The 18,474-nt window shown below is 59.7% G+C and carries 15 protein-coding genes; 12 read left to right on the plus strand and 3 right to left on the minus strand.

All coding sequences use genetic code 11. The features are described 5' to 3' along the window. The first annotated feature begins 5 nt into the window (after positions 1–5). The 6 genes from ACIPLA_RS08975 (at position 6) to ACIPLA_RS09000 (ending at position 6,732) form a co-directional block, all read left to right on the plus strand. Complete coding sequence (locus ACIPLA_RS08975; protein WP_401172972.1) at positions 6–2,138, plus strand: glycosyltransferase family 61 protein; 2,133 nt, start codon at positions 6–8, stop codon at positions 2,136–2,138. A 194-nt stretch (positions 2,139–2,332) separates the two neighbouring features. Then, complete coding sequence (locus tag ACIPLA_RS08980; protein ID WP_401172973.1) at positions 2,333–2,680, plus strand: ComEA family DNA-binding protein; 348 nt, start codon at positions 2,333–2,335, stop codon at positions 2,678–2,680. A 358-nt stretch (positions 2,681–3,038) separates the two neighbouring features. Continuing rightward, positions 3,039–3,833, plus strand: a complete 795-nt coding sequence (locus ACIPLA_RS08985; protein WP_401172974.1) for an SDR family NAD(P)-dependent oxidoreductase — start codon at positions 3,039–3,041, stop codon at positions 3,831–3,833. A gap of 32 nt (positions 3,834–3,865) precedes the next feature. Continuing rightward, a complete protein-coding gene (gene fabF / locus ACIPLA_RS08990) occupies positions 3,866–5,140 on the plus strand; it encodes a beta-ketoacyl-ACP synthase II (RefSeq protein WP_218397574.1) in 1,275 nt (424 codons plus the stop codon). 71 nt (positions 5,141–5,211) lie between these two features. Continuing rightward, positions 5,212–5,865, plus strand: coding sequence for a GntR family transcriptional regulator (locus ACIPLA_RS08995; protein ID WP_401172975.1), 654 nt, complete (start codon positions 5,212–5,214; stop codon positions 5,863–5,865). Positions 5,866–5,880: 15 nt separating this feature from the next. Then, the gene (locus ACIPLA_RS09000) at positions 5,881–6,732 is read left to right on the plus strand and encodes an urea carboxylase-associated family protein (RefSeq protein WP_401172976.1); all 852 of its coding nucleotides are present in this window, start codon (positions 5,881–5,883) and stop codon (positions 6,730–6,732) included. Between the two features lie 242 nt (positions 6,733–6,974). Here ACIPLA_RS09000 and ACIPLA_RS09005 read toward each other — a convergent pair whose 3' ends face one another. Beyond that, positions 6,975–7,142 carry a DUF2897 family protein gene (locus ACIPLA_RS09005; protein WP_008006000.1) on the minus strand — a complete coding sequence of 56 codons (168 nt, stop codon included), beginning with the start codon at positions 7,140–7,142 and terminating at the stop codon, positions 6,975–6,977. Between the two features lie 143 nt (positions 7,143–7,285). Further along, positions 7,286–8,650 carry an ethanolamine permease gene (eat, locus tag ACIPLA_RS09010; protein WP_008071671.1) on the minus strand — a complete coding sequence of 455 codons (1,365 nt, stop codon included), beginning with the start codon at positions 8,648–8,650 and terminating at the stop codon, positions 7,286–7,288. Between the two features lie 390 nt (positions 8,651–9,040). Here eat and kdpF point away from each other — a divergent pair, with 390 nt between their 5' ends. The 6 genes from kdpF (at position 9,041) to ACIPLA_RS09040 (ending at position 17,156) form a co-directional block, all read left to right on the plus strand. After that, a complete protein-coding gene (gene kdpF, locus ACIPLA_RS09015) occupies positions 9,041–9,130 on the plus strand; it encodes a K(+)-transporting ATPase subunit F (protein ID WP_007899818.1) in 90 nt (29 codons plus the stop codon). A gap of 8 nt (positions 9,131–9,138) precedes the next feature. Next, the gene (gene kdpA / locus ACIPLA_RS09020; protein WP_401172977.1) at positions 9,139–10,845 is read left to right on the plus strand and encodes a potassium-transporting ATPase subunit KdpA; all 1,707 of its coding nucleotides are present in this window, start codon (positions 9,139–9,141) and stop codon (positions 10,843–10,845) included. A gap of 10 nt (positions 10,846–10,855) precedes the next feature. Further along, the gene (gene kdpB, locus ACIPLA_RS09025) at positions 10,856–12,913 is read left to right on the plus strand and encodes a potassium-transporting ATPase subunit KdpB (protein WP_401172978.1); all 2,058 of its coding nucleotides are present in this window, start codon (positions 10,856–10,858) and stop codon (positions 12,911–12,913) included. A gap of 155 nt (positions 12,914–13,068) precedes the next feature. Continuing rightward, a complete protein-coding gene (kdpC, locus tag ACIPLA_RS09030) occupies positions 13,069–13,614 on the plus strand; it encodes a potassium-transporting ATPase subunit KdpC (protein ID WP_401172979.1) in 546 nt (181 codons plus the stop codon). A 143-nt stretch (positions 13,615–13,757) separates the two neighbouring features. Then, a complete protein-coding gene (locus tag ACIPLA_RS09035; RefSeq protein WP_401172980.1) occupies positions 13,758–16,409 on the plus strand; it encodes an ATP-binding protein in 2,652 nt (883 codons plus the stop codon). A 48-nt stretch (positions 16,410–16,457) separates the two neighbouring features. Next, positions 16,458–17,156: a response regulator gene (locus tag ACIPLA_RS09040; protein ID WP_008006017.1), complete on the plus strand. Its 699-nt coding sequence runs from the start codon at positions 16,458–16,460 to the stop codon at positions 17,154–17,156. A 130-nt stretch (positions 17,157–17,286) separates the two neighbouring features. Here the strand turns inward: ACIPLA_RS09040 and ACIPLA_RS09045 are convergent, their stop codons facing one another. Then, positions 17,287–18,336, minus strand: a complete 1,050-nt coding sequence (locus ACIPLA_RS09045; protein WP_401172981.1) for a patatin-like phospholipase family protein — start codon at positions 18,334–18,336, stop codon at positions 17,287–17,289. Positions 18,337–18,474 lie beyond the last annotated feature (138 nt).

Below are 18,474 nucleotides of genomic sequence, written 5' to 3' on the forward strand. Positions count from 1 at the left end.
GGTAAATGATGGTGAAATCTTTGTTTGCTAACTGTCTTTCGATAAGCAAATCGTGCCTGCGCCGGCTGCTTGCAAAGCTTTCGGTTCCTCAAGCAAAAAGCACAATTGATAATCTTGATACTCGACTTGAGCTTGTTTTACCGTATTTTGACTCTGGTTACTGGTCGCGTTGCCATCAAGGCAATGCGGGTAGTTCAGGTGAGCCTGTCGTTGATTTTGTTAGCAAAGGGTTCAGCAAGGATAGTAACCCTCATCCATTATTCGATAGCGAGTATTACTTGGCGCAATTGCCGGGTGTGCAATGGTTGAATATCACTCTTTTAGAACATTATGTTCTGGAGGGGGCAGCCGCCGGCCTTGATCCTTCGCCTTTTTTCTCAACGCGCTACTATTATGATACCTATCCCGATATTAAAGAAGCCAGTGTAAATCCTCTATTACATTTCATGCATTCTGGCATTCATGAGGGGCGTGAATCGCTGTCGATTGTAGAGCTTGTGTTGGGCCCTCATTTCGACGATAGCTTATCCGGTAGTATTCAAAATGAATTCTCTATGGCATATCAAGCCATACATAGTGCGTCGCTAAAGAATTTTCGTCACGCCATAAAGCTTCTTCGGTTTGCCAAAGATTATGTCCCGGCGCCACTCTACTTGAAAATAGTAGGTATATGTTTCTGTTTGGCTGGACGCTTTTTGAGTGCCCAGCGTATTTTCGAGGGTTTATCGCAAAGTCCTGGAATCCTAGATTCGGATAATCTGTATTCGTATGCGCTGACGAAGGCAGGGGAAATTGCAGAAGGGCGGGGGGATAGCGATCTTGCTTATAGAAATTATTCCTTGGCTAACCAGCGTGGATATGAGCTGGCAGGACATGCTTTGATAAAGCTGGCTCGACAGTATTTTAATCAGGGTATGGCGCCTGAAGCGTTACGTTTAATCGGTGAAAGTAAGGTCAAAAAGGGAGAGCTCGGGACGCACATCATGCCTATGCGTTCGGTCAAAAGCCATTGTATTGAGTTTGATTATTCATACTACGAGATTCTGCCATCACGCCCGATTGCGGAACTGTCCTTGCACTTTCTTGAAGAAGGCTCACCGCTTACTTCTGAGGCCGGCGACCTTTTGGCACCACCATTTTATATTGCACTTATGGAAAGGGCGGTTGGTATTTCCAAATGTAATGTCGTTATTAGTAATAAGCAGGTTGTTTTAGATGGCATTACGCATCCCGTTTTTCACCGTTCGGGATTGGGTGACATGTACGACAAAGAAAAAGTCGTGCTCTCAAGAAATGGGGAGCAAGCGTTGGTGCAGTGGCCAAATAGACAACCCGAGGTGCTCGACCACGGATTGAAAATGTTTGGTGTCCAAAGCGGCAATTATGGGCATTGGTTTCTTGAGTATTTGCCCAGAATGCTGGCTTTCGACAGTGAGTTCTGTGATGAGAGTTTTTCAATTGTGGTGGATGCGAACATGCCCCAGTCACATCTGGATTCGCTCTCTCTGCTGAACTCAAGGAAACGACCCGTTGTTGTCTTGCCGGCTAATACCACCGTCGAGTTTTCCAAGCTGGCTGTGGCGCCGGTTCCTGCCTTTTTTCCATTGGACGTGGAAGAGGGGGTTGCTTATGACACAGTTTGGCCGCTTGATATCTTCTCCCAGTTGAAAACGAAAATTCTTGAAGGGCTGGAAAGGGAAAACTTTATATTTTCTGAAAAACCGACGCGCTTATTTCTCTCCAGACGTGGTTTCAGCAGTCGACAGTTGGTGAATGAGGTCGAGCTGGTAAAAATACTCCACGACTTTGGATTCACAACAATTTACCCAGAAACGATGAGCTTCTCCGAACAAGTCGATGCATTTCAATCTGCTGCCATTGTGGTTGGCTCGTGTAGTTCGGCGCTTACGAATGCGATTTTCTGCAATGCCGGGGCTCGCATCGTCGCTCTGATCAATGATTGCCTGGATTTCAATTTTCGCGGTTATGCGAGCTTTATCGAGGCCGGTGGTGCCGAGATCATGTTTGTCCGGGGGACGTCATGTCCGGATCAGGCTTCAGTACATCGCTATCATCGTAGTTATGTTATTTCGACTGAAGCGTTTTCCAAGGCAATTCAGTGGGCGCTTCATGAGTGACATACAGGCTGGTGATGGCCCGCTAAGGCGATGAGAGGTAGCGGTTGGCGATGTGCCCATGGGATGGGCGCTGAACTGAATTGTTATATATTTGGTAACAACCCGATTTTTGACATGTATCGAATGTCGCCTAGGTTTCAGTGTGCAACTTAGGAAAAGTTGCTTTCTCAAATCGATGTCATGGAGCTTCATTTATGCGTACTGGCTATTTCTACTCTCTGGTTTTTGCCCTGCTCACCAGCGCCTCTATTGCGGCCATTGCTGCACCGACGGCTACACAGACGGCTGCGCCAGAGGCTGCCAAGGCACCCTTGATGCTGGATGCTGTCGCCAAGGCTCAAACCGCCAAGGTCGATCTCAATGGAGCTGACGCGCCGACTCTGCAGCGCGAGTTGTCCGGGATCGGTGAAGCGAAGGCCAAGGCCATTGTTGCGTATCGTGAGAGTAATGGGCCGTTTTCGTCGGTCGACGAATTGCTGGAAGTGAAGGGGATTGGCAAGGCTATTCTGGACAAGAATCGCGAGAAGCTGGAAGTGAACTAAGCTTATAGATCCACACCAAGAGGCCGGTCATTGACCGGCCTTTTTGCATAGTTCTGAATGCAGAGTACCGAATGCATAGCACCGAAGAGGGCGATCCGGCTAATGCACCTGTAGGAGCCAGGCTTGCCGGCGAAAGCGCACTTAAGGACGCCTTCGCCGGCAAGCCTGGCTCCTACGAAAAGCGGTTTGCTCGCTTAACTGACCGGCATTAGGCGATCTGGCGCCTTTCATCGGTTCGGGAAAAATTACGGCTATCATATGGTGATTTGATTATGCCTATAATATCTTCGATTCGCTGAAGCGCACTGACGTCCAAGCGCTGGCCTTTCTCTCACGCAATCCCCTTTGGAGCACAGTCATGAATTCTGTCCAGAACCAAGGTACGGCCCTCGTCACCGGTGCTTCTTCCGGCATCGGTGCGGTTTACGCGGAGCGGTTGGCGGCGCGTGGTTTTGATTTGTTGCTGGTGGCCCGTGATCAGGAACGGCTGGAGGCCGCGGCGAGTAAGTTGCGGGCCGCGCATGGTGTTCAGGTGGAGGTGCTGAAGGCGGATCTGACGCAAAAGGATGATGTGTTAAAGGTTGAGCAGCGCCTGCGTAGCGATTCGAGTATCAGCCTGTTGCTGAATAACGCCGGTGTCGCGGCGGATGGTTTGCTTGCCAATGCGGATCTGGATGAGCTGGAGCGTTTGATTCAGCTGAACGTCACCACGGTGACGCGGCTGGCTTCGGCAGCGGCGGCCGGTTTTTCCAAGGCCGGTCGCGGGACGATCATCAATATTGCCTCGGTGGTGGCGTTGTTTCCGGAGCGGTTCAATGCGACGTACAGCGCGAGCAAGGCTTATGTGTTGAGCCTGACTCAGTCGTTGAACGCCGAACTGCAGGGCACCGGGGTTCAGGTTCAAGCGGTGTTGCCGGGGGTAACACGCACCGAGATTTTGGAACGCTCCGGTATCGATGCGTCTCAGATTCCGGCGGACATGATCATGGAAGCGGGGGAGATGGTCGACGCGGCATTGTCGGGTCTGGACCAGGGTGAGTTGATCACCATTCCTTCGTTACCGAATGCCTCCGAGTGGGAGGCCTTTATGGCGGCGCGTCATGCGATGGCGCCGAATCTGTCTAGAAGCACGGCCGCCACGCGTTACAAGTGAGGCGCCATGAATCGGCTTGAGGTATTTGCGTTATGAGTAATCGTCGAGTGGTGGTCACGGGCATGGGCCTGGTGTCGCCGTTGGGTAGTGGCGTCGAAGCGGTTTGGGCACGTTTGTTGGCCGGGCGTTCCGGGTTGCGGGCGTTGCCGGACGAGGTGGTTGCCGATCTGCCGGCCAAGGTCGGTGGCGCGGTGCAGACGCTAGCGGAAGATCCCGAGGCGGGTTTCGATCCGGACCGGGCGACGCCGCCCAAAGAGCAGAAGAAGATGGATCGCTTCATTATGTTTGCCATGGAGGCGGCGCGTCAGGCACTGGAGCAGGCCGGTTGGCATCCGCAGGACGTCAACGCCCAGGAGCGCACTGCCACGATTATCGGCTCGGGTGTGGGTGGTTTCGGCGCGATTGCCGATGCGGTGCGCACCACCGACAGCCGTGGCCCGCGACGTTTGTCGCCGTTCACCATTCCGTCGTTTCTGGTCAACCTCGCGGCGGGCCATGTGTCGATCGCGCATGGTTTCAAGGGCCCTTTGGGCGCTCCGGTAACGGCGTGCGCAGCCGGGGTTCAGGCGATTGGTGACGCGGCGCGGCTGATTCGATGTGGCGAGGCGGACATTGCAGTGTGTGGCGGGGCGGAAGCGGCAATCGATCGTGTCAGCCTTGCCGGGTTTGCGGCGGCTCGGGCGTTGTCCAGCGGTTACAACGACACCCCGGAACGCGCCTCGCGACCGTTCGACAGTGGGCGTGACGGTTTTGTGATGGGCGAGGGCTCGGGCCTGTTGGTGATCGAATCCCTGGAACATGCCCTGGCGCGCGGCGCTCAGCCGTTGGCTGAGCTGGTCGGTTACGGCACCAGTGCCGATGCCTATCATCTGACCGCGGGGCCTGAAGATGGCAGCGGTGCGCGTCGGGCGATGTCGCTGGCGTTGGCCCAGGCGGGTATTTCGCCGGCGCAGGTGCAGCATCTCAACGCCCATGCAACCTCGACCCCGGTGGGGGATTTGGGGGAGTTGGCGGCCATCAAATCGTTGTTCGGCTCGGACAACAAGATAGCGGTGACGTCGACCAAATCGGCCACCGGGCATTTGCTCGGCGCTGCCGGCGGGATCGAGGCGATCTTTACGCTGTTGGCGCTCCGCGATCAGGTGGTGCCGGCCACGCTCAACTTCGATAACCCGGACCCGGCAACGCAAGGTGTGGACATCGTTCACGGTCAGGCGCGGCCAATGACCATCGATTACGCGTTATCCAACGGCTTCGGATTTGGCGGTGTCAATGCCAGTGTGTTGTTCAAATACTGGGATGAGTAGTTCAAGGCAGATGGCACGAATAGTGATTACTCACTCGCTGACGATTGTTGAACAATCACGAGGCATTGAGTATGAGCAGCGGACTGTCCTTGGCCGACCACATCACATTGGAGTTACGCGCTGACATCATCGGCGGTCGTTTGCTGCCGGGCATGGCATTGGTGGAGAACGATCTGGTGTCGGCTTACAACGCCTCGCGAAACACGATTCGCGAGGCGTTGCACCGTCTGGGTCAGGAAGGGCTGACCCGTTATGTCCGTAACAAGGGTGTGATGGTACGCCGGTTGGGTGTCGAGGATGTGCGCGATCTGTTCAAGGTCCGTCGCACCCTGGAGCTGCAAGCCATCAGCGCCAGTCAGCCATTACGCGAATATCAGTCCGACCGAATGCTCGAAGCCCTGGAGGCCGCCGAGCTGGCCCGGGAGCGTGAGGACTGGCGCGCCGTCGGCACCCACAGCCTGGCGTTTCATCAACACATCGTCGGATTGCTGCGCAGTCCATTGTTCGATGAGTTCTTCACCAATGTCGTCGCGCAACTGCGCCTGGTGTTTTGCACCGCTCCCGATGAATCACGATTTCAGGCGCCTTGGCTGGCGCGTGACCGGCAGATACATGACTTGCTGGCCGACGGCGACAAACCCGCGGCCGGGGACGCCATGAGCCTTTATCTCGACGACTCCGAACACCTCCTGTTGCAGATGCTTGCCCCTTCTCCCCATCACTGATCGAGGATTTGTGCCATGTACAAAGACTATCCGGCGGCCTATCAAGTCAGCAAAGGCTCGGCCTTGCAGGTGGACACGGCTTTCTACGAGAGAGTCCGGGACAAGAAAGAGGGGCGCACGCTGATCGAACAGTTCGAAGTGCCGATCCGCACTGGCCGCGCCTGGAATGTGCCGGCCGGGCATGTGTTCAGGGTCACAACCCCGGTTGGCCCGCAAGTCGGGGATTTCAATGTCTGGAATGCCCATGACCCGCGCGAACGCTTATGGGCGGCGCGGACCCGGCAGTTGCAGGGTGCTCATGTCAGCATTCATGACCGGCTTTGGTCGAACCTGCCATTTTTGCGGCCGCTGGTGACCATCACCGACGATAGCCTGGCCGGGTACGGCATCGACGAACATGGCGGGCGTTTGCACGACTTGCTGGGGACGCGCTGCGATCCGTATGTAAACAAAATGCTCACCGGCGAGGACTTCCATCATCACTGCCACTCGAATTTGACGCGCGCCGTGTTACCCCATGGCCTGACCGAGTTTGACGTGCATGATGTGCTGAACATTTTCCAGTGCACTGGTCTGAACCACGACGACATGTACTTCATGAAAGCCTGCCCGGCGCAGAAGGGTGATTACTTGGAGTTCTTTGCCGAAATTGATCTGCTGTGTGCGTTGTCGACCTGCCCGGGTGGGGATTTGTCACTGGCCATGTGGGGGCCGGATGCACAGGATCCATTGAGTGTGTGTCGCCCATTAGGCGTTGAGATTTACCGGTTGGAGGAGTCGTTACTTGAAGGCTGGAGCCAGCCGGAACGTGCGGCCTATAAAGGGCTGCATGGCCTGCACATTGCCAAGGCCGATTGGGAAAAGTAAAAAGGCTTTTGTGGCAGGAAGCACGCCCTGATGCCGGTAATTTAAGCCGCGACGCATTCTTTGTAGCAGCTGGCGAAGCCTGCGTTCGGCTGCGTAGCAGTCGCGAAATCAGAAACGGCGGTGCACCAGGAAATCGCGTTGGCCGGATTCACGACTGCTGCGCAGTCGAACGCAGGCTTCGCCAGCTGCTACAGATCGCATTACGCCTTAACTTACTGGGCAAGCCCTCACCGCAGTTTCGGTCAGCGGTCCTGCGCATCCTTGGCATCCGCTTCCGCATTGCGTTCGGCGACGCGTTTACGTTGCTCTTCGGTCAATTCGACCTTGTTGGCGGTGTCGCGCAGCATCATCAAGCCGCCAACGATCGAGCCGATGGCAACGATCAGAATCAACCAGGCATACCAGGGCATAGGGTTTCTCCTTAAGGGCAGGCCGGTGGGCGAGGGTTTCGCCAACCGATCGTGCCTACCACTTTTGAGCGATGGAGTTTCGCAGTGGTTCCATTCGCTATGATTCCATTCTATGCCTGAACTGACAGCAACACCGCGACTGTTTACAGCCCGGTCAACATCGCATCCGCCGGCGCATCGGCCCGCAATTGCGCGGTGAGCATGAAGTACACGAAACCCACGGCCATGAAGCCGAGGAAGATCAACCCGATCAAGGTGTTGAACCAGGCCATCGCCACCAGGCAAACCACCGCGAGCATCAACGCAATGAACGGCACCAGCGGGTAGCAGGGCGCGCGGAAGGTGCGTTCCAGGTTCGGTTCGGTTTTACGCAGTTTGAACAGGCTGAGCATGCTCATGATGTACATCACGATCGCGCCGAATACCGCCATGGTGATCATCGCCGCCGTGAGCGTCATGCCGCCGAGGTTGATCAAGCCGTCGCTGTAGATCGCCGCGATACCAATCACGCCACCGGCGATGATCGCCCGGTGCGGGGTCTGGAAGCGCGACAGTTTGGCCAGGGATGCCGGCAGGTAACCGGCCCGGGCCAGCGCAAAGAACTGCCGCGAGTAGCCGAGAATAATCCCGTGGAAACTCGCCACCAGGCCGAACAAACCGATCCACACCAGCATGTGCAACCAGCCGGAGCTTTCGCCGACCACGGCTTTCATGGCTTGCGGCAGCGGATCGTTGATGTTCGACAGGGTGCGCCAGTCGCCGACGCCGCCGGCAAAGAACATCACGCCCATGGCCAGCAGCACCAGGGTCAGGATGCCGCTGATGTAGGCCTTGGGAATCGTGCGTTTCGGGTCTTTGGCTTCTTCGGCAGCCATGGCCGCGCCTTCGATGGCGAGGAAGAACCAGATGGCAAACGGAATGGCCGCGAACATCCCGGCAATCGCGGGCGCACCGAACACATCAGAACCGGCCCAGCCGTTGAGGGCGAAGTTGCTGAAGCTGAACGCCGGAGCGACCACGCCCATGAACACCAGCAATTCGGCGACCGCCAATACGCAGACCACCAGTTCGAAGGTCGCGGCCAGTTTCACGCCGAGAATGTTCAAGCCCATGAACACAATGTAGGCACCGACCGCCGCGTGTTTCGGGTCGAGGGCGGGAAACTGCACATTCAGGTAGGCGCCGATTGCCAGGGCAATCGCCGGAGGGGCGAAGACGAATTCGATCAGGGTCGCCAACCCGGCAATCAAACCGCCTTTCTCGCCAAAGGCGCGGCGGCTGTAGGCAAAGGGACCGCCGGCATGGGGAATCGCGGTGGTCAGTTCGGTGAAACTGAAGATGAAGCAGGTGTACATCGTGGCGACCATGAATGAGGTCACCAGGAAGCCCAGTGTCCCAGCCACGCCCCAGCCGTAACTCCAGCCGAAGTACTCACCGGAAATCACCAGCCCGACCGCGATACCCCACAGGTGCAGCGTGCCCAGCGTGGGTTTGAGTTGTGTGTTCATGCCTTGCTCCCTGAACGGTTTGGAAAAGCTCGGGGGAGGGCGTGTGCAGTGGGCGTGCCATTTTTCAGGTGGGCGTCGTAAAGCGCTGAAAGCTGTCGTATCGGGGATGTTCGCGGCTGGATGCGCGCTTTTTGTGCGCCAGTTGGGGGCGGTGTCGTCTGTGCTGCCGCCTTCGCGAGCAAGCCCGCTCCCACATTTGGAATGCGTTTACCCGTACAACCGATCCCTGTGGGAGCGGGCTTGCTCGCGAAGAGGCCGGCACTGCCACCGCATAACCCACTCTTTACGCTTTATTTATGCCCCGCCACCCCCCTCGATCTCGCGCCTTTACAGCCTCCCTCCCGACAATCACTCCACACGCGGCAATACGCCGTAACACGGAGAATTTCCATGAGCGTTCTGGACGGAGTGTCACTGCTATTGGCAGTGGGGCTGTTCATCTATCTGTTGGTTGCGCTGTTGCGCGCGGACCGGAACTAGGAGCGGCTATGCACAGTTATGACTATTGGCTGATCATCGCCTTCTTCGCCGTGGTGCTGATCCCGGCACCGTTTCTTGGGCGCTTCTACTACAAGGTGATGGAAGGGCAGCGCACCTGGCTGTCGCCGATCCTTGGGCCGGTGGAGCGTGGTTGCTATCGGGTGGCCGGCGTCGATCCACTGGCTGAGCAGAGCTGGCAGAAATACACCCTGGCCTTGCTCGCCTTCAACCTCGCGGGTTTTTTGCTGTTGTTCGCGATCCTGCTGTTTCAGAATTATTTGCCGCTCAATCCGCAAAATTTGCCGGGTCAGGAATGGACGCAAGCGTTCAACACCGCCGTCAGCTTCATGACCAATACCAACTGGCAGTCCTACAGCGGCGAAGCGACCCTCAGCTACCTCAGTCAGATGGTCGGCCTCACCGTGCAGAACTTCGTCAGCGCCGCCACTGGCCTGGCGGTACTGGTTGCACTCTGTCGAGGTATAGGGGGGCGCGGCATCGGTCGCACGACCAAAACCCTGGGCAACTTCTGGGTCGACATGACCCGCGCCACCCTCTACGGCCTGCTGCCGCTGTGCCTGCTGCTGGCGCTGTATCTGGTGTGGCAGGGCGTGCCGCAAACCTTCGCCCAGTACGTGAACGCTGTGACCATGCAGGGCGTCGATCAGGTCATCCCGCTCGGCCCGGCCGCCAGCCAGATTGCGATCAAGCAACTGGGCACCAACGGCGGTGGCTTCTTCGGCGTCAACTCGGCGCACCCGTTCGAGAACCCGACGGCGTGGAGCAACCTGTTTGAAGTCGCTTCGATCATTCTGATCCCGGTGGCGCTGGTGTTCACCTTCGGCCATTACGTGAAAGACCTGCGTCAGAGCCGCGCGATCATCGCCTGCATGCTGGCGCTGTTTTTGATCGGCGGCGCGACGTCGCTGTGGGCTGAATATCAACCGAACCCGACCCTGGCCAACGTCGCCGTCGAACAGACCGCACCGCTGGAAGGCAAGGAAGCGCGTTTCGGCACTACCGCCACGGTGCTGTGGTCGGTAACCACCACGGCGGCGTCGAACGGTTCGGTCAATGGCATGCACGACAGCCTCAACCCGCTGAGCGGCATGGTCGCGCTGGTCAACATGATGGTCGGCGAAGTGATTTTCGGCGGCGTCGGGGCCGGGCTCTACGGCATGTTGCTCAACGTGCTGATCGCGGTATTCCTCGCCGGGCTGATGATCGGCCGCACGCCGGAATACCTCGGCAAGAAACTGCAAGCCAGGGAAGTCCAGTTGCTGGTGGTGACCTTGCTGGTGATGCCAGTCGGCGTGCTGGTGCTCGGTGCGATTGCTGCCAGCCTGCCTGGCCCGGTCGCGGCGGTGAGTAACCCCGGTGCTCACGGTTTCAGCCAGTTGCTTTATGCGTACACCTCGGCCAGTGCCAACAACGGCTCGGCGTTCGGTGGCTTCGGTGCCAACACCGCGTTCCACAACCTGATGCTGGGGCTGGGCATGTTGATCGGTCGCTTCGGTTACATCCTCCCGGTACTGGCCCTGGCCGGCAGCCTGGCGATGAAGAAAACCGCGCCGATCGGCCAGAACAGCTTCCCGACTCACGGCCCGCTGTTCGTGGTCCTGTTGACCGTGACCATTTTGCTGGTGGGTGGTTTGACCTTCCTGCCGACCCTGGCGCTGGGCCCGATTGCCGAACATCTGAGCTTGGGCTTCTAAGGAGTCAATGATGAATATGCCCGCAACTAAAGCCGCCGTCGTCAAGGCGCCGGAACAACCGAAAACCGCGATCGCAGCACTCTGGCGCCCGGCGCTGGTGCAAGCGTTCGTAAAGCTCGACCCACGGCAATTGCAACGTGCGCCGGTGATGCTGGTGGTGGAACTGACCGCGATTCTGACCACCGTGCTGTGCTTCATTCCCGACAGCGCTGTGCCGACTTTCGTCGCCGCACAAATCGCCTTGTGGCTGTGGTTCACCGTGCTGTTCGCCAACTTCGCCGAAGCGCTGGCCGAAGGTCGCGGCAAGGCCCGTGCCGACAGCCTCAAGGCCGGCAGCGAAGGCTTGAGTGCCCGGCGCAAAAACGCCAATGGCAGCTTTCAGGTGGTGCCCGCCACCAACCTGCGCAAAGGCGATGTGGTGCGCGTCGAAGCGGGGGAGATGATCCCCGGTGACGGCGAGGTGATCGAAGGCATCGCGGCGGTCAACGAAGCGGCGATTACCGGTGAGTCGGCGCCGGTGATTCGTGAGTCCGGTGGCGACCGTTCGGCGGTCACCGGCAACACTCGACTGGTATCCGACTGGCTGCTGGTGCGCATCACCGCCAACCCCGGCGAGTCGACCCTCGACCGCATGATCGCGCTGGTCGAAGGCGCCAAACGCCAGAAAACCCCGAACGAAGTGGCACTGGATATCCTGCTGATCGGCCTGACCCTGATCTTTCTGCTGGTGGTGGTGACCCTGCAACCGTTCGCCCACTTCGCCAATGGCAGCCTGCCGCTGGTGTTCCTGGTGGCGTTATTGGTCACGCTGATTCCGACCACCATTGGCGGTTTGTTGTCGGCCATCGGTATCGCCGGGATGGACCGTCTGGTGCGCCTGAACGTGATCGCCAAATCCGGTCGCGCCGTGGAAGCAGCGGGGGACGTTCATGTCCTGCTGCTGGACAAGACCGGCACCATCACCTTCGGCAACCGTCGCTGCTCCGCGGTCTATGCCGCGCCGGGTGTCACTGCCAAGGAACTGGCCGAAGGCGCGTTGTTTGCCTCCTTGGCCGATGACACGGCTGAAGGCAAATCCATCGTCGAGTACCTGCGCGGTCTTCATCCGCAACCCGAGCCGTCGGCCGAGGTGCTGACTGCTGTGCCGTTCAGTGCTGAGACCCGCTTGTCTGGCGTTGACTATCAGGGCCGGGTCTATCGCAAAGGCGCGGTGGATTCGCTGCTGACGTTCGTCGGCCTGAAACGCGCCGATCTGGCCGCGCCTCTGTCCCGGGAAATCGACAAGATCGCCCAGAGTGGCGGCACGCCTCTGCTGGTCTGCGTCGACGGCAAATTGCTCGGTGTCATTCACCTCAAGGACGTGGTCAAGCCCGGCATCCGCGAGCGTTTCGCCGAGTTGCGCAAGCTGGGGATTCGCACGGTCATGGTCACGGGCGACAACCCGCTGACCGCCGCTGCGATTGCCGCCGAAGCGGGCGTGGATGACGTGCTGGCCGAAGCCACACCGGAGAAAAAACTGGCGCGCATTCGTCACGAGCAGAACGACGGTCGCCTGGTCGCCATGTGCGGCGACGGTGCCAACGACGCCCCGGCCCTGGCTCAGGCGGACGTCGGCATGGCGATGAACGACGGTACGCAAGCGGCACGGGAGGCGGCGAACATGGTCGACCTCGACAGCGACCCGACCAAGCTGTTGGACGTGGTGCAAATCGGCAAGGAATTGCTGGTGACCCGTGGTGCGCTGACGACCTTTTCCATCGCCAACGACGTGGCCAAGTACTTCGCGATCCTGCCGGCGCTGTTCGCCTCGATCTACCCGCAACTGGGTGTGCTCAACGTCATGCACCTGAGCAGCCCGCAGAGCGCGATTCTGTCAGCGATTGTGTTCAACGCCTTGATCATTGTGGTGCTGATTCCTTTGGCATTGCGTGGTGTGAGGGTGCAAGCGGTGAGCGCGGCGGCGTTGCTGCGGCGCAATCTGCTGATTTATGGGCTGGGCGGGATTCTGGTGCCGTTCGTGGGCATCAAGGCGATCGACATGTTGTTGACGGCGTTGCATTTGGTTTGACCTGCGCGGTATGCCAGGCACACCGCCTTCGCGAGCAAGCCCGCTCCCACACGTTGAAATGCATTCCCCTGTGGGAGCGGGCTTGCTCGCGAAGGACTCGACACGGTCCATCTGACTGAACGCTGTATTTGTTCTCTGAATTCGAGGATTTTGAAATGTCCACACTGATACGTCCGGCCCTGAGCCTGCTGTTGCTGATGACCCTGATCACCGGCGTCGCCTACCCTTTGGTGGTCACCGGTGTCGCCCAAGTCGCCTTCCCGGACCAGGCCAATGGCAGCCTGGTGCGCGACGCCGACGGCAAGGTTCGCGGTTCGTCGCTGATCGCCCAGGATTTCGTTGGTGATGGCTGGTTCCACCCACGGCCATCGGCCGGTGCCTTTGCCACCGTGTCGAGCAGCGCCAGCAACCTCTCGCCCAGCAATCCGGCGCTCGCCACTCGGGTGATCGACGAGGCCAGTAAATTGCAAGTAGCTGGCCAGGGCCCGGTGCCGTTGGCGATGCTGACCACCTCCGGCAGCGGCCTCGATCCGCACTTGCCACCGGCCGCGATTGCCTATCAACTGGCGCGTGTCGCGACGGCGCGCAATCTGCCAGTGTCTACGCTTGAGCAACTGCTGGATGCGCACATCGAGCAGCCGTTGGTAGGACCGCCGGTGGTGAATGTGTTGGCGCTGAATATGGCGCTGGAAAAACTGTAGACCGGTGGTGGCGCTATTCGCGAGCAAGCCCGCTCCCACACTGGATCTGCGTAACACTGAAGATCCCTTGTGGGAGCGGGCTTGCTCGCGAAGGCGGCTGAACAATCACCACATCAACATCTGAAAAAAAGAGATCCCCAAGCATGAGTGACTCCGGCCGCGCCGACGCGCTGTTAGCAGACCTGCCCCGCGATGGCCGTGGCCGGCTCAAAGTGTTCCTCGGCGCCGCCCCGGGGGTCGGCAAGACCTACGCCATGCTGCAAGCCGCCCACACTCAACTGCGCCAAGGCGTGAAAGTCATGGCCGGGGTGGTCGAAACCCACGGTCGCGCCGAAACCGAAGCGCTATTGGCTGGCTTGCCGCAGCAACCGTTGGTGCGCTCGGAATACCGCGGCGTGATGCTCGAAGAAATGGACCTCGACGGTCTGCTTGCCGCTAAACCGAAACTGGTGCTGGTGGACGAACTGGCCCACAGCAACGCCCCCGGCAGTCGACACGCCAAGCGCTGGCAAGACATTCAGGAATTGCTGGCTGCCGGCATCGACGTGTTCACCACGGTCAACGTCCAGCATCTGGAAAGTCTCAACGATCAGGTGCGCGGCATCACCGGCGTACAGGTGCGCGAAACCCTGCCGGACTGGGTGCTGCAAGAAGCCTACGAACTGCTGCTGATCGACCTGCCATCGCGTGAGCTGCTGGAGCGACTGCGCGATGGCAAGGTCTACGTGCCGGAGCAGGCGCGGGCGGCCATCGATGCGTTTTTCACCCAGACCAACCTCACTGCCTTGCGCGAATTGGCGATGCAAACCGCCGCCGCTCAGGTGGATAACGATCTGGCCCAGGGGTATCGCCAGTTGGGGCAGGCCGCGCCGGCTGTGCGCGGTCGCTTGCTGGTGGGCGTCGACGGCGATGCTCAGGCCGAGCGCCTGGTGCGTCACGCCAGTCGTGTGGCCCAGCGTCGGCATCTGCCGTGGAGCCTGGTGCATGTGGACAACGGCCGTGTGCGCGACGAGCAATCGCGGCTGCGCCTGCAAAGCGCTCAACAACTGGCCGAACGCCTCGGTGGTGAAGTGGTGTTGCTGCGGGCTGGCGAGGTGGCGAAAACCTTGATCCAGCACGCCGCTGAACGCCGCGCCAGCCTGGTGCTGGTGGGCCAGTCGCGCCAGCGTTTGCGTCGACGGTTGTTCGGTGGCGGTCTGGCCTCACGTTTGCTGCGCGATGCTCGCGGGCTGGAAATCAACGTGCTTGACAGCGATCACGAACAGTATCAGCCGCGCCAACGCTCGGCGCAATCGCTGGTCTGGTTCGACTACGCGTTGGCGCTGGTGGCAACGGTGCTTGCCAGTGCCTTGGCCTGGGCGGTGTCGAGTGCCTTGCCGCTGCCCAACATTTCCCTGGTGTTCCTCGCGGCGGTGTTGCTGGTGGCGGTGCGCAGCAGTCTCGGCCCGGCATTGGCCTGCGCGGCGCTGTCGTTTCTGACCTATGATTTTTTGTTCATTCCACCGACGTTCTCTTTCAGCATCCAGCGCGAAGAAGACGTGCTGACCTTGCTGTTCTTCCTGCTGATGGCGGCCCTCACCGGCAACCTGGCGGCGCGACAACGGCGACAATTGCAGGCCCTGCGCGACACCCAGGAAGAAACCAGCGAACTGCTCGACCTGTCGCGCAAACTCACCGCTGCCACCGACCGTCAGGCCGTGGTCAGCGCTGCGGCGCAGCACCTCAATGGCTGGAGCGACCTGAAACTGTGCCTGCTCAATCGCGATGGCCAGAGTGGCTGGAAAGTCGAAACCGGCGGGCCGCTGGAGTTCTCCGAAGCCGAGCGCGCTGCTGCCGATTGGGCCTGGCAACACGACCAACCGGCCGGCGCAGGCACCGGTACGTTGCCGTTCGGGCGCTGGTGGTGGTGGCCATTGTCGGTGGACGATGGGCCGTTGGCGCTGCTCGGCGTGTGCGCCAAGGAAGGTCAGACCCTGAGCGGCCAGCGGCGGCGCTTGTTGACCGCGTTGAGCCAACCGCTGGCCCAGGCATTGGCTCGCGCGCAACTGGCCGATGACCTCGAGGCGGCGCGCTTGCATGGCGAAACCGAGCAACTGCGCAGCGCACTGTTGGCCTCGGTGTCCCACGATTTACGCACGCCGTTGACCTCCATGCGCGGCAGCATCGACAGCCTGCTGGCGCTTGGCGAGGCGATTCCCTTGGAGGACCGCCGCGAACTGCTCGAAGGCACCCGCGATGAAGCCGAACGGCTGGATCGCTACATTCAAAATCTGCTGGACATGACCCGCCTCGGGCATGGTGCCCTCAAGCTGGCGCGCGATTGGGTGTCGCCGGCCGACATCGTCGGCAGTTCGCTCAATCGTCTGCGCGCGGTGCTGGTATCGTTGCAGGTCATTACCGAAGTGCCGGCCGAGTTGCCGCTGCTCTATGTGCATGCCGCGCTGATCGAACAAGCACTGGTCAACGTGCTGGAAAACGCCGCGCGTTTCTCGCCGCCCCGCGGCCGACTGGAGTTGCGTGCCGGAGCCACTGACAGCGAGCTGTTTTTTTCCGTCAGCGATGAAGGGCCGGGGATTCCCGAGGAGGACCGTGCGAAGATTTTCGACATGTTTTACACCGCCGCTCGTGGTGATCGCGGCGGGCAGGGCACCGGGTTGGGGCTGGCGATCTGTCAGGGCATGGTCGGTGCCCATGGCGGGCGGATCAGCGTCGCCGACGGCATCGAAGGGCGCGGCACCTGCATCACGCTGCACCTGCCGTTGCAGACTCAACCGGGATTGGACAGTGAAGCCTGATCTCGCCTGCGCTACTCTCTTGCCACTTCTTTGTGTTGATATGAATTCATGAGCCAGACCGCGACCATTTTGGTCATCGATGATGAACCGCAGATCCGCAAATTCCTGCGCATCAGCCTCGCCTCCCAAGGCTACAAAGTGCTGGAGGCCGGCACCGGCACGGAAGGCCTGGCCCAGGCTGCATTGAACAAACCCGACCTGCTGGTGCTCGACCTCGGCCTGCCGGACATGGATGGCCAGCAGGTGCTGCGCGAGTTTCGCGAGTGGTCGACGGTGCCGGTACTGGTGCTCTCGGTGCGCGCCAGCGAAGGGCAGAAAGTCCAAGCCCTGGATGGCGGCGCCAACGACTACGTGACCAAGCCGTTCGGCATCCAGGAGTTTCTGGCCCGGGTGCGCGCCTTGCTGCGTCAGGCGCCGACGGGTGAGGCTCAGGAAGCGGCGCTCAGTTTCGGCCCGCTCACCGTGGACCTGGCTTATCGCCGGGTGCTATTGGACGGCGCCGAAGTGGCGCTGACGCGCAAGGAATACGCCGTACTGGCGCAACTGGCGCGGCATCCGGGGCGGGTCATCACCCAGCAGCAATTGCTCAAGGACATCTGGGGCCCGACACACACCGAAGACAGCCACTATCTGCGGATCGTGGTCGGGCACTTGCGGCAGAAACTGGCGGATGATCCGACTCAGCCGCGGTTTATCGTTACTGAGGCGGGGGTTGGGTATCGGTTGTTGAGTGAGGGTAGCCTTTAGTTCTGTATTGATTGATCCGGCGTCTTCGCGAGCAAGCCCGCTCCCACATGGGTTCGATGCTGAGCACAAATTGTGTGAACACTGAAGATCCACTGTGGGAGCGGGCTTGCTCGCGAAAGCGTCAGATCAGTCACCGCCCATCTTCATTTCGCTCATTCTCATACCGATCCAGCGTATCCCGCGCAATCTCGCGCCCCAGCGCGATCAATTCCGGCGCCTTGTAGAACTCGAAAAACCGGCACACCCGCTTGGGCACGTTGATCAGGATATCCGGCGGATACCCGGCAATCTTGTACTGCGCCAATGAGGTCTGCATCACCTCGAAACTCTGGTTGATCAGGTCCAGCAAGGACGCCGGCCCGACGTTGTCGATGATGAACGAGCCGGTGGCGGATTTCGGTGCGCCGTTGCTTTCCGGGGCCGCCGCCGGTTGCTGGCCTTCGGGCTCGGCGGATTCGATCCACGGATTGATATCGGCGGCTTCGGCCATCAGCGCTTCCTTTTCCAGCAGCAGCAATTGTTCCGCCTGTTTGCGGCGGAAGGGCATTTTCGAACCCAACGAGTTGATCAGGCTGTCGAAGCGGGTCCTGAACGCCGCCGGTCGCTGGATCACTGGCAGTTGATAGTGGCGTTGGTTGGTGGAGTTGAGGTTGACCGCGATGATCAGGTCGCAATGGCTCGACACCACCGGCACGATCGGCAACGGGTTGAGGATGCCGCCGTCCACCAGCATTCGATTGCCCTGCATCACCGGCGTGAACAGGCTGGGGATCGCCGCCGAGGCGCGCATGGCCTGGTGCAGGCAACCTTCCTGGAACCAGATTTCCTGCTGGTTGGTCAGGTCCGTGGCCACCGCCGTGTAGGGAATGCGCAGGTCTTCGATGTTGATCTCGCCGACGATCTTGCGGATCTGCCCGAAGACCTTTTCCCCGCGAATCGCGCCCAGGCGAAAGCTGACGTCCACCAGACGCAACACGTCGAGGTAATCCAGGCTCTCGATCCAGTCGCGATAATCCTTGAGTTTACCGGCGGCATAGATCCCGCCGACCACTGCGCCCATGGAGCAACCGGCGATGCAGGCAATGTCGTAGCCGCGCCGTTCGATCTCTTCAATGACGCCGATATGGGCGTAGCCCCGGGCGCCACCCGAGCCCAACACCAGTGCGACACGCTTTTTCATGAATCGACCTCTCTGACAAGGTTCAACAATGCACCCATCGAGGGGCACGCTTCAATCGCTATGGTCGTTCGACGGGGCAATAGCGTCGTTTTTTGACACTCAATAAAGGCGAATGGGTATCCTCGCGAGCGCTATAGT

It is taken from the genome of Pseudomonas sp. NPDC086112, assembly GCF_044746425.1.
Classification (GTDB): Bacteria; Pseudomonadota; Gammaproteobacteria; order Pseudomonadales; family Pseudomonadaceae; genus Aquipseudomonas.

What these genes read in the sequence shown, in the direction of transcription:
- ACIPLA_RS08975 (WP_401172972.1), top strand. Translation starts at nt 6, where the DNA reads ATGATGGTGAAATCTTTGTTTGCTAACTGTCTTTCGATAAGCAAATCG.
- ACIPLA_RS08980 (WP_401172973.1), top strand. Translation starts at nt 2,333, where the DNA reads ATGCGTACTGGCTATTTCTACTCTCTGGTTTTTGCCCTGCTCACCAGC.
- ACIPLA_RS08985 (WP_401172974.1), top strand. Translation starts at nt 3,039, where the DNA reads ATGAATTCTGTCCAGAACCAAGGTACGGCCCTCGTCACCGGTGCTTCT.
- fabF (WP_218397574.1), top strand. Translation starts at nt 3,866, where the DNA reads ATGAGTAATCGTCGAGTGGTGGTCACGGGCATGGGCCTGGTGTCGCCG.
- ACIPLA_RS08995 (WP_401172975.1), top strand. Translation starts at nt 5,212, where the DNA reads ATGAGCAGCGGACTGTCCTTGGCCGACCACATCACATTGGAGTTACGC.
- ACIPLA_RS09000 (WP_401172976.1), top strand. Translation starts at nt 5,881, where the DNA reads ATGTACAAAGACTATCCGGCGGCCTATCAAGTCAGCAAAGGCTCGGCC.
- ACIPLA_RS09005 (WP_008006000.1), bottom strand. Translation starts at nt 7,142, where the DNA reads ATGCCCTGGTATGCCTGGTTGATTCTGATCGTTGCCATCGGCTCGATC.
- eat (WP_008071671.1), bottom strand. Translation starts at nt 8,650, where the DNA reads ATGAACACACAACTCAAACCCACGCTGGGCACGCTGCACCTGTGGGGT.
- kdpF (WP_007899818.1), top strand. Translation starts at nt 9,041, where the DNA reads ATGAGCGTTCTGGACGGAGTGTCACTGCTATTGGCAGTGGGGCTGTTC.
- kdpA (WP_401172977.1), top strand. Translation starts at nt 9,139, where the DNA reads ATGCACAGTTATGACTATTGGCTGATCATCGCCTTCTTCGCCGTGGTG.
- kdpB (WP_401172978.1), top strand. Translation starts at nt 10,856, where the DNA reads ATGAATATGCCCGCAACTAAAGCCGCCGTCGTCAAGGCGCCGGAACAA.
- kdpC (WP_401172979.1), top strand. Translation starts at nt 13,069, where the DNA reads ATGTCCACACTGATACGTCCGGCCCTGAGCCTGCTGTTGCTGATGACC.
- ACIPLA_RS09035 (WP_401172980.1), top strand. Translation starts at nt 13,758, where the DNA reads ATGAGTGACTCCGGCCGCGCCGACGCGCTGTTAGCAGACCTGCCCCGC.
- ACIPLA_RS09040 (WP_008006017.1), top strand. Translation starts at nt 16,458, where the DNA reads ATGAGCCAGACCGCGACCATTTTGGTCATCGATGATGAACCGCAGATC.
- ACIPLA_RS09045 (WP_401172981.1), bottom strand. Translation starts at nt 18,336, where the DNA reads ATGAAAAAGCGTGTCGCACTGGTGTTGGGCTCGGGTGGCGCCCGGGGC.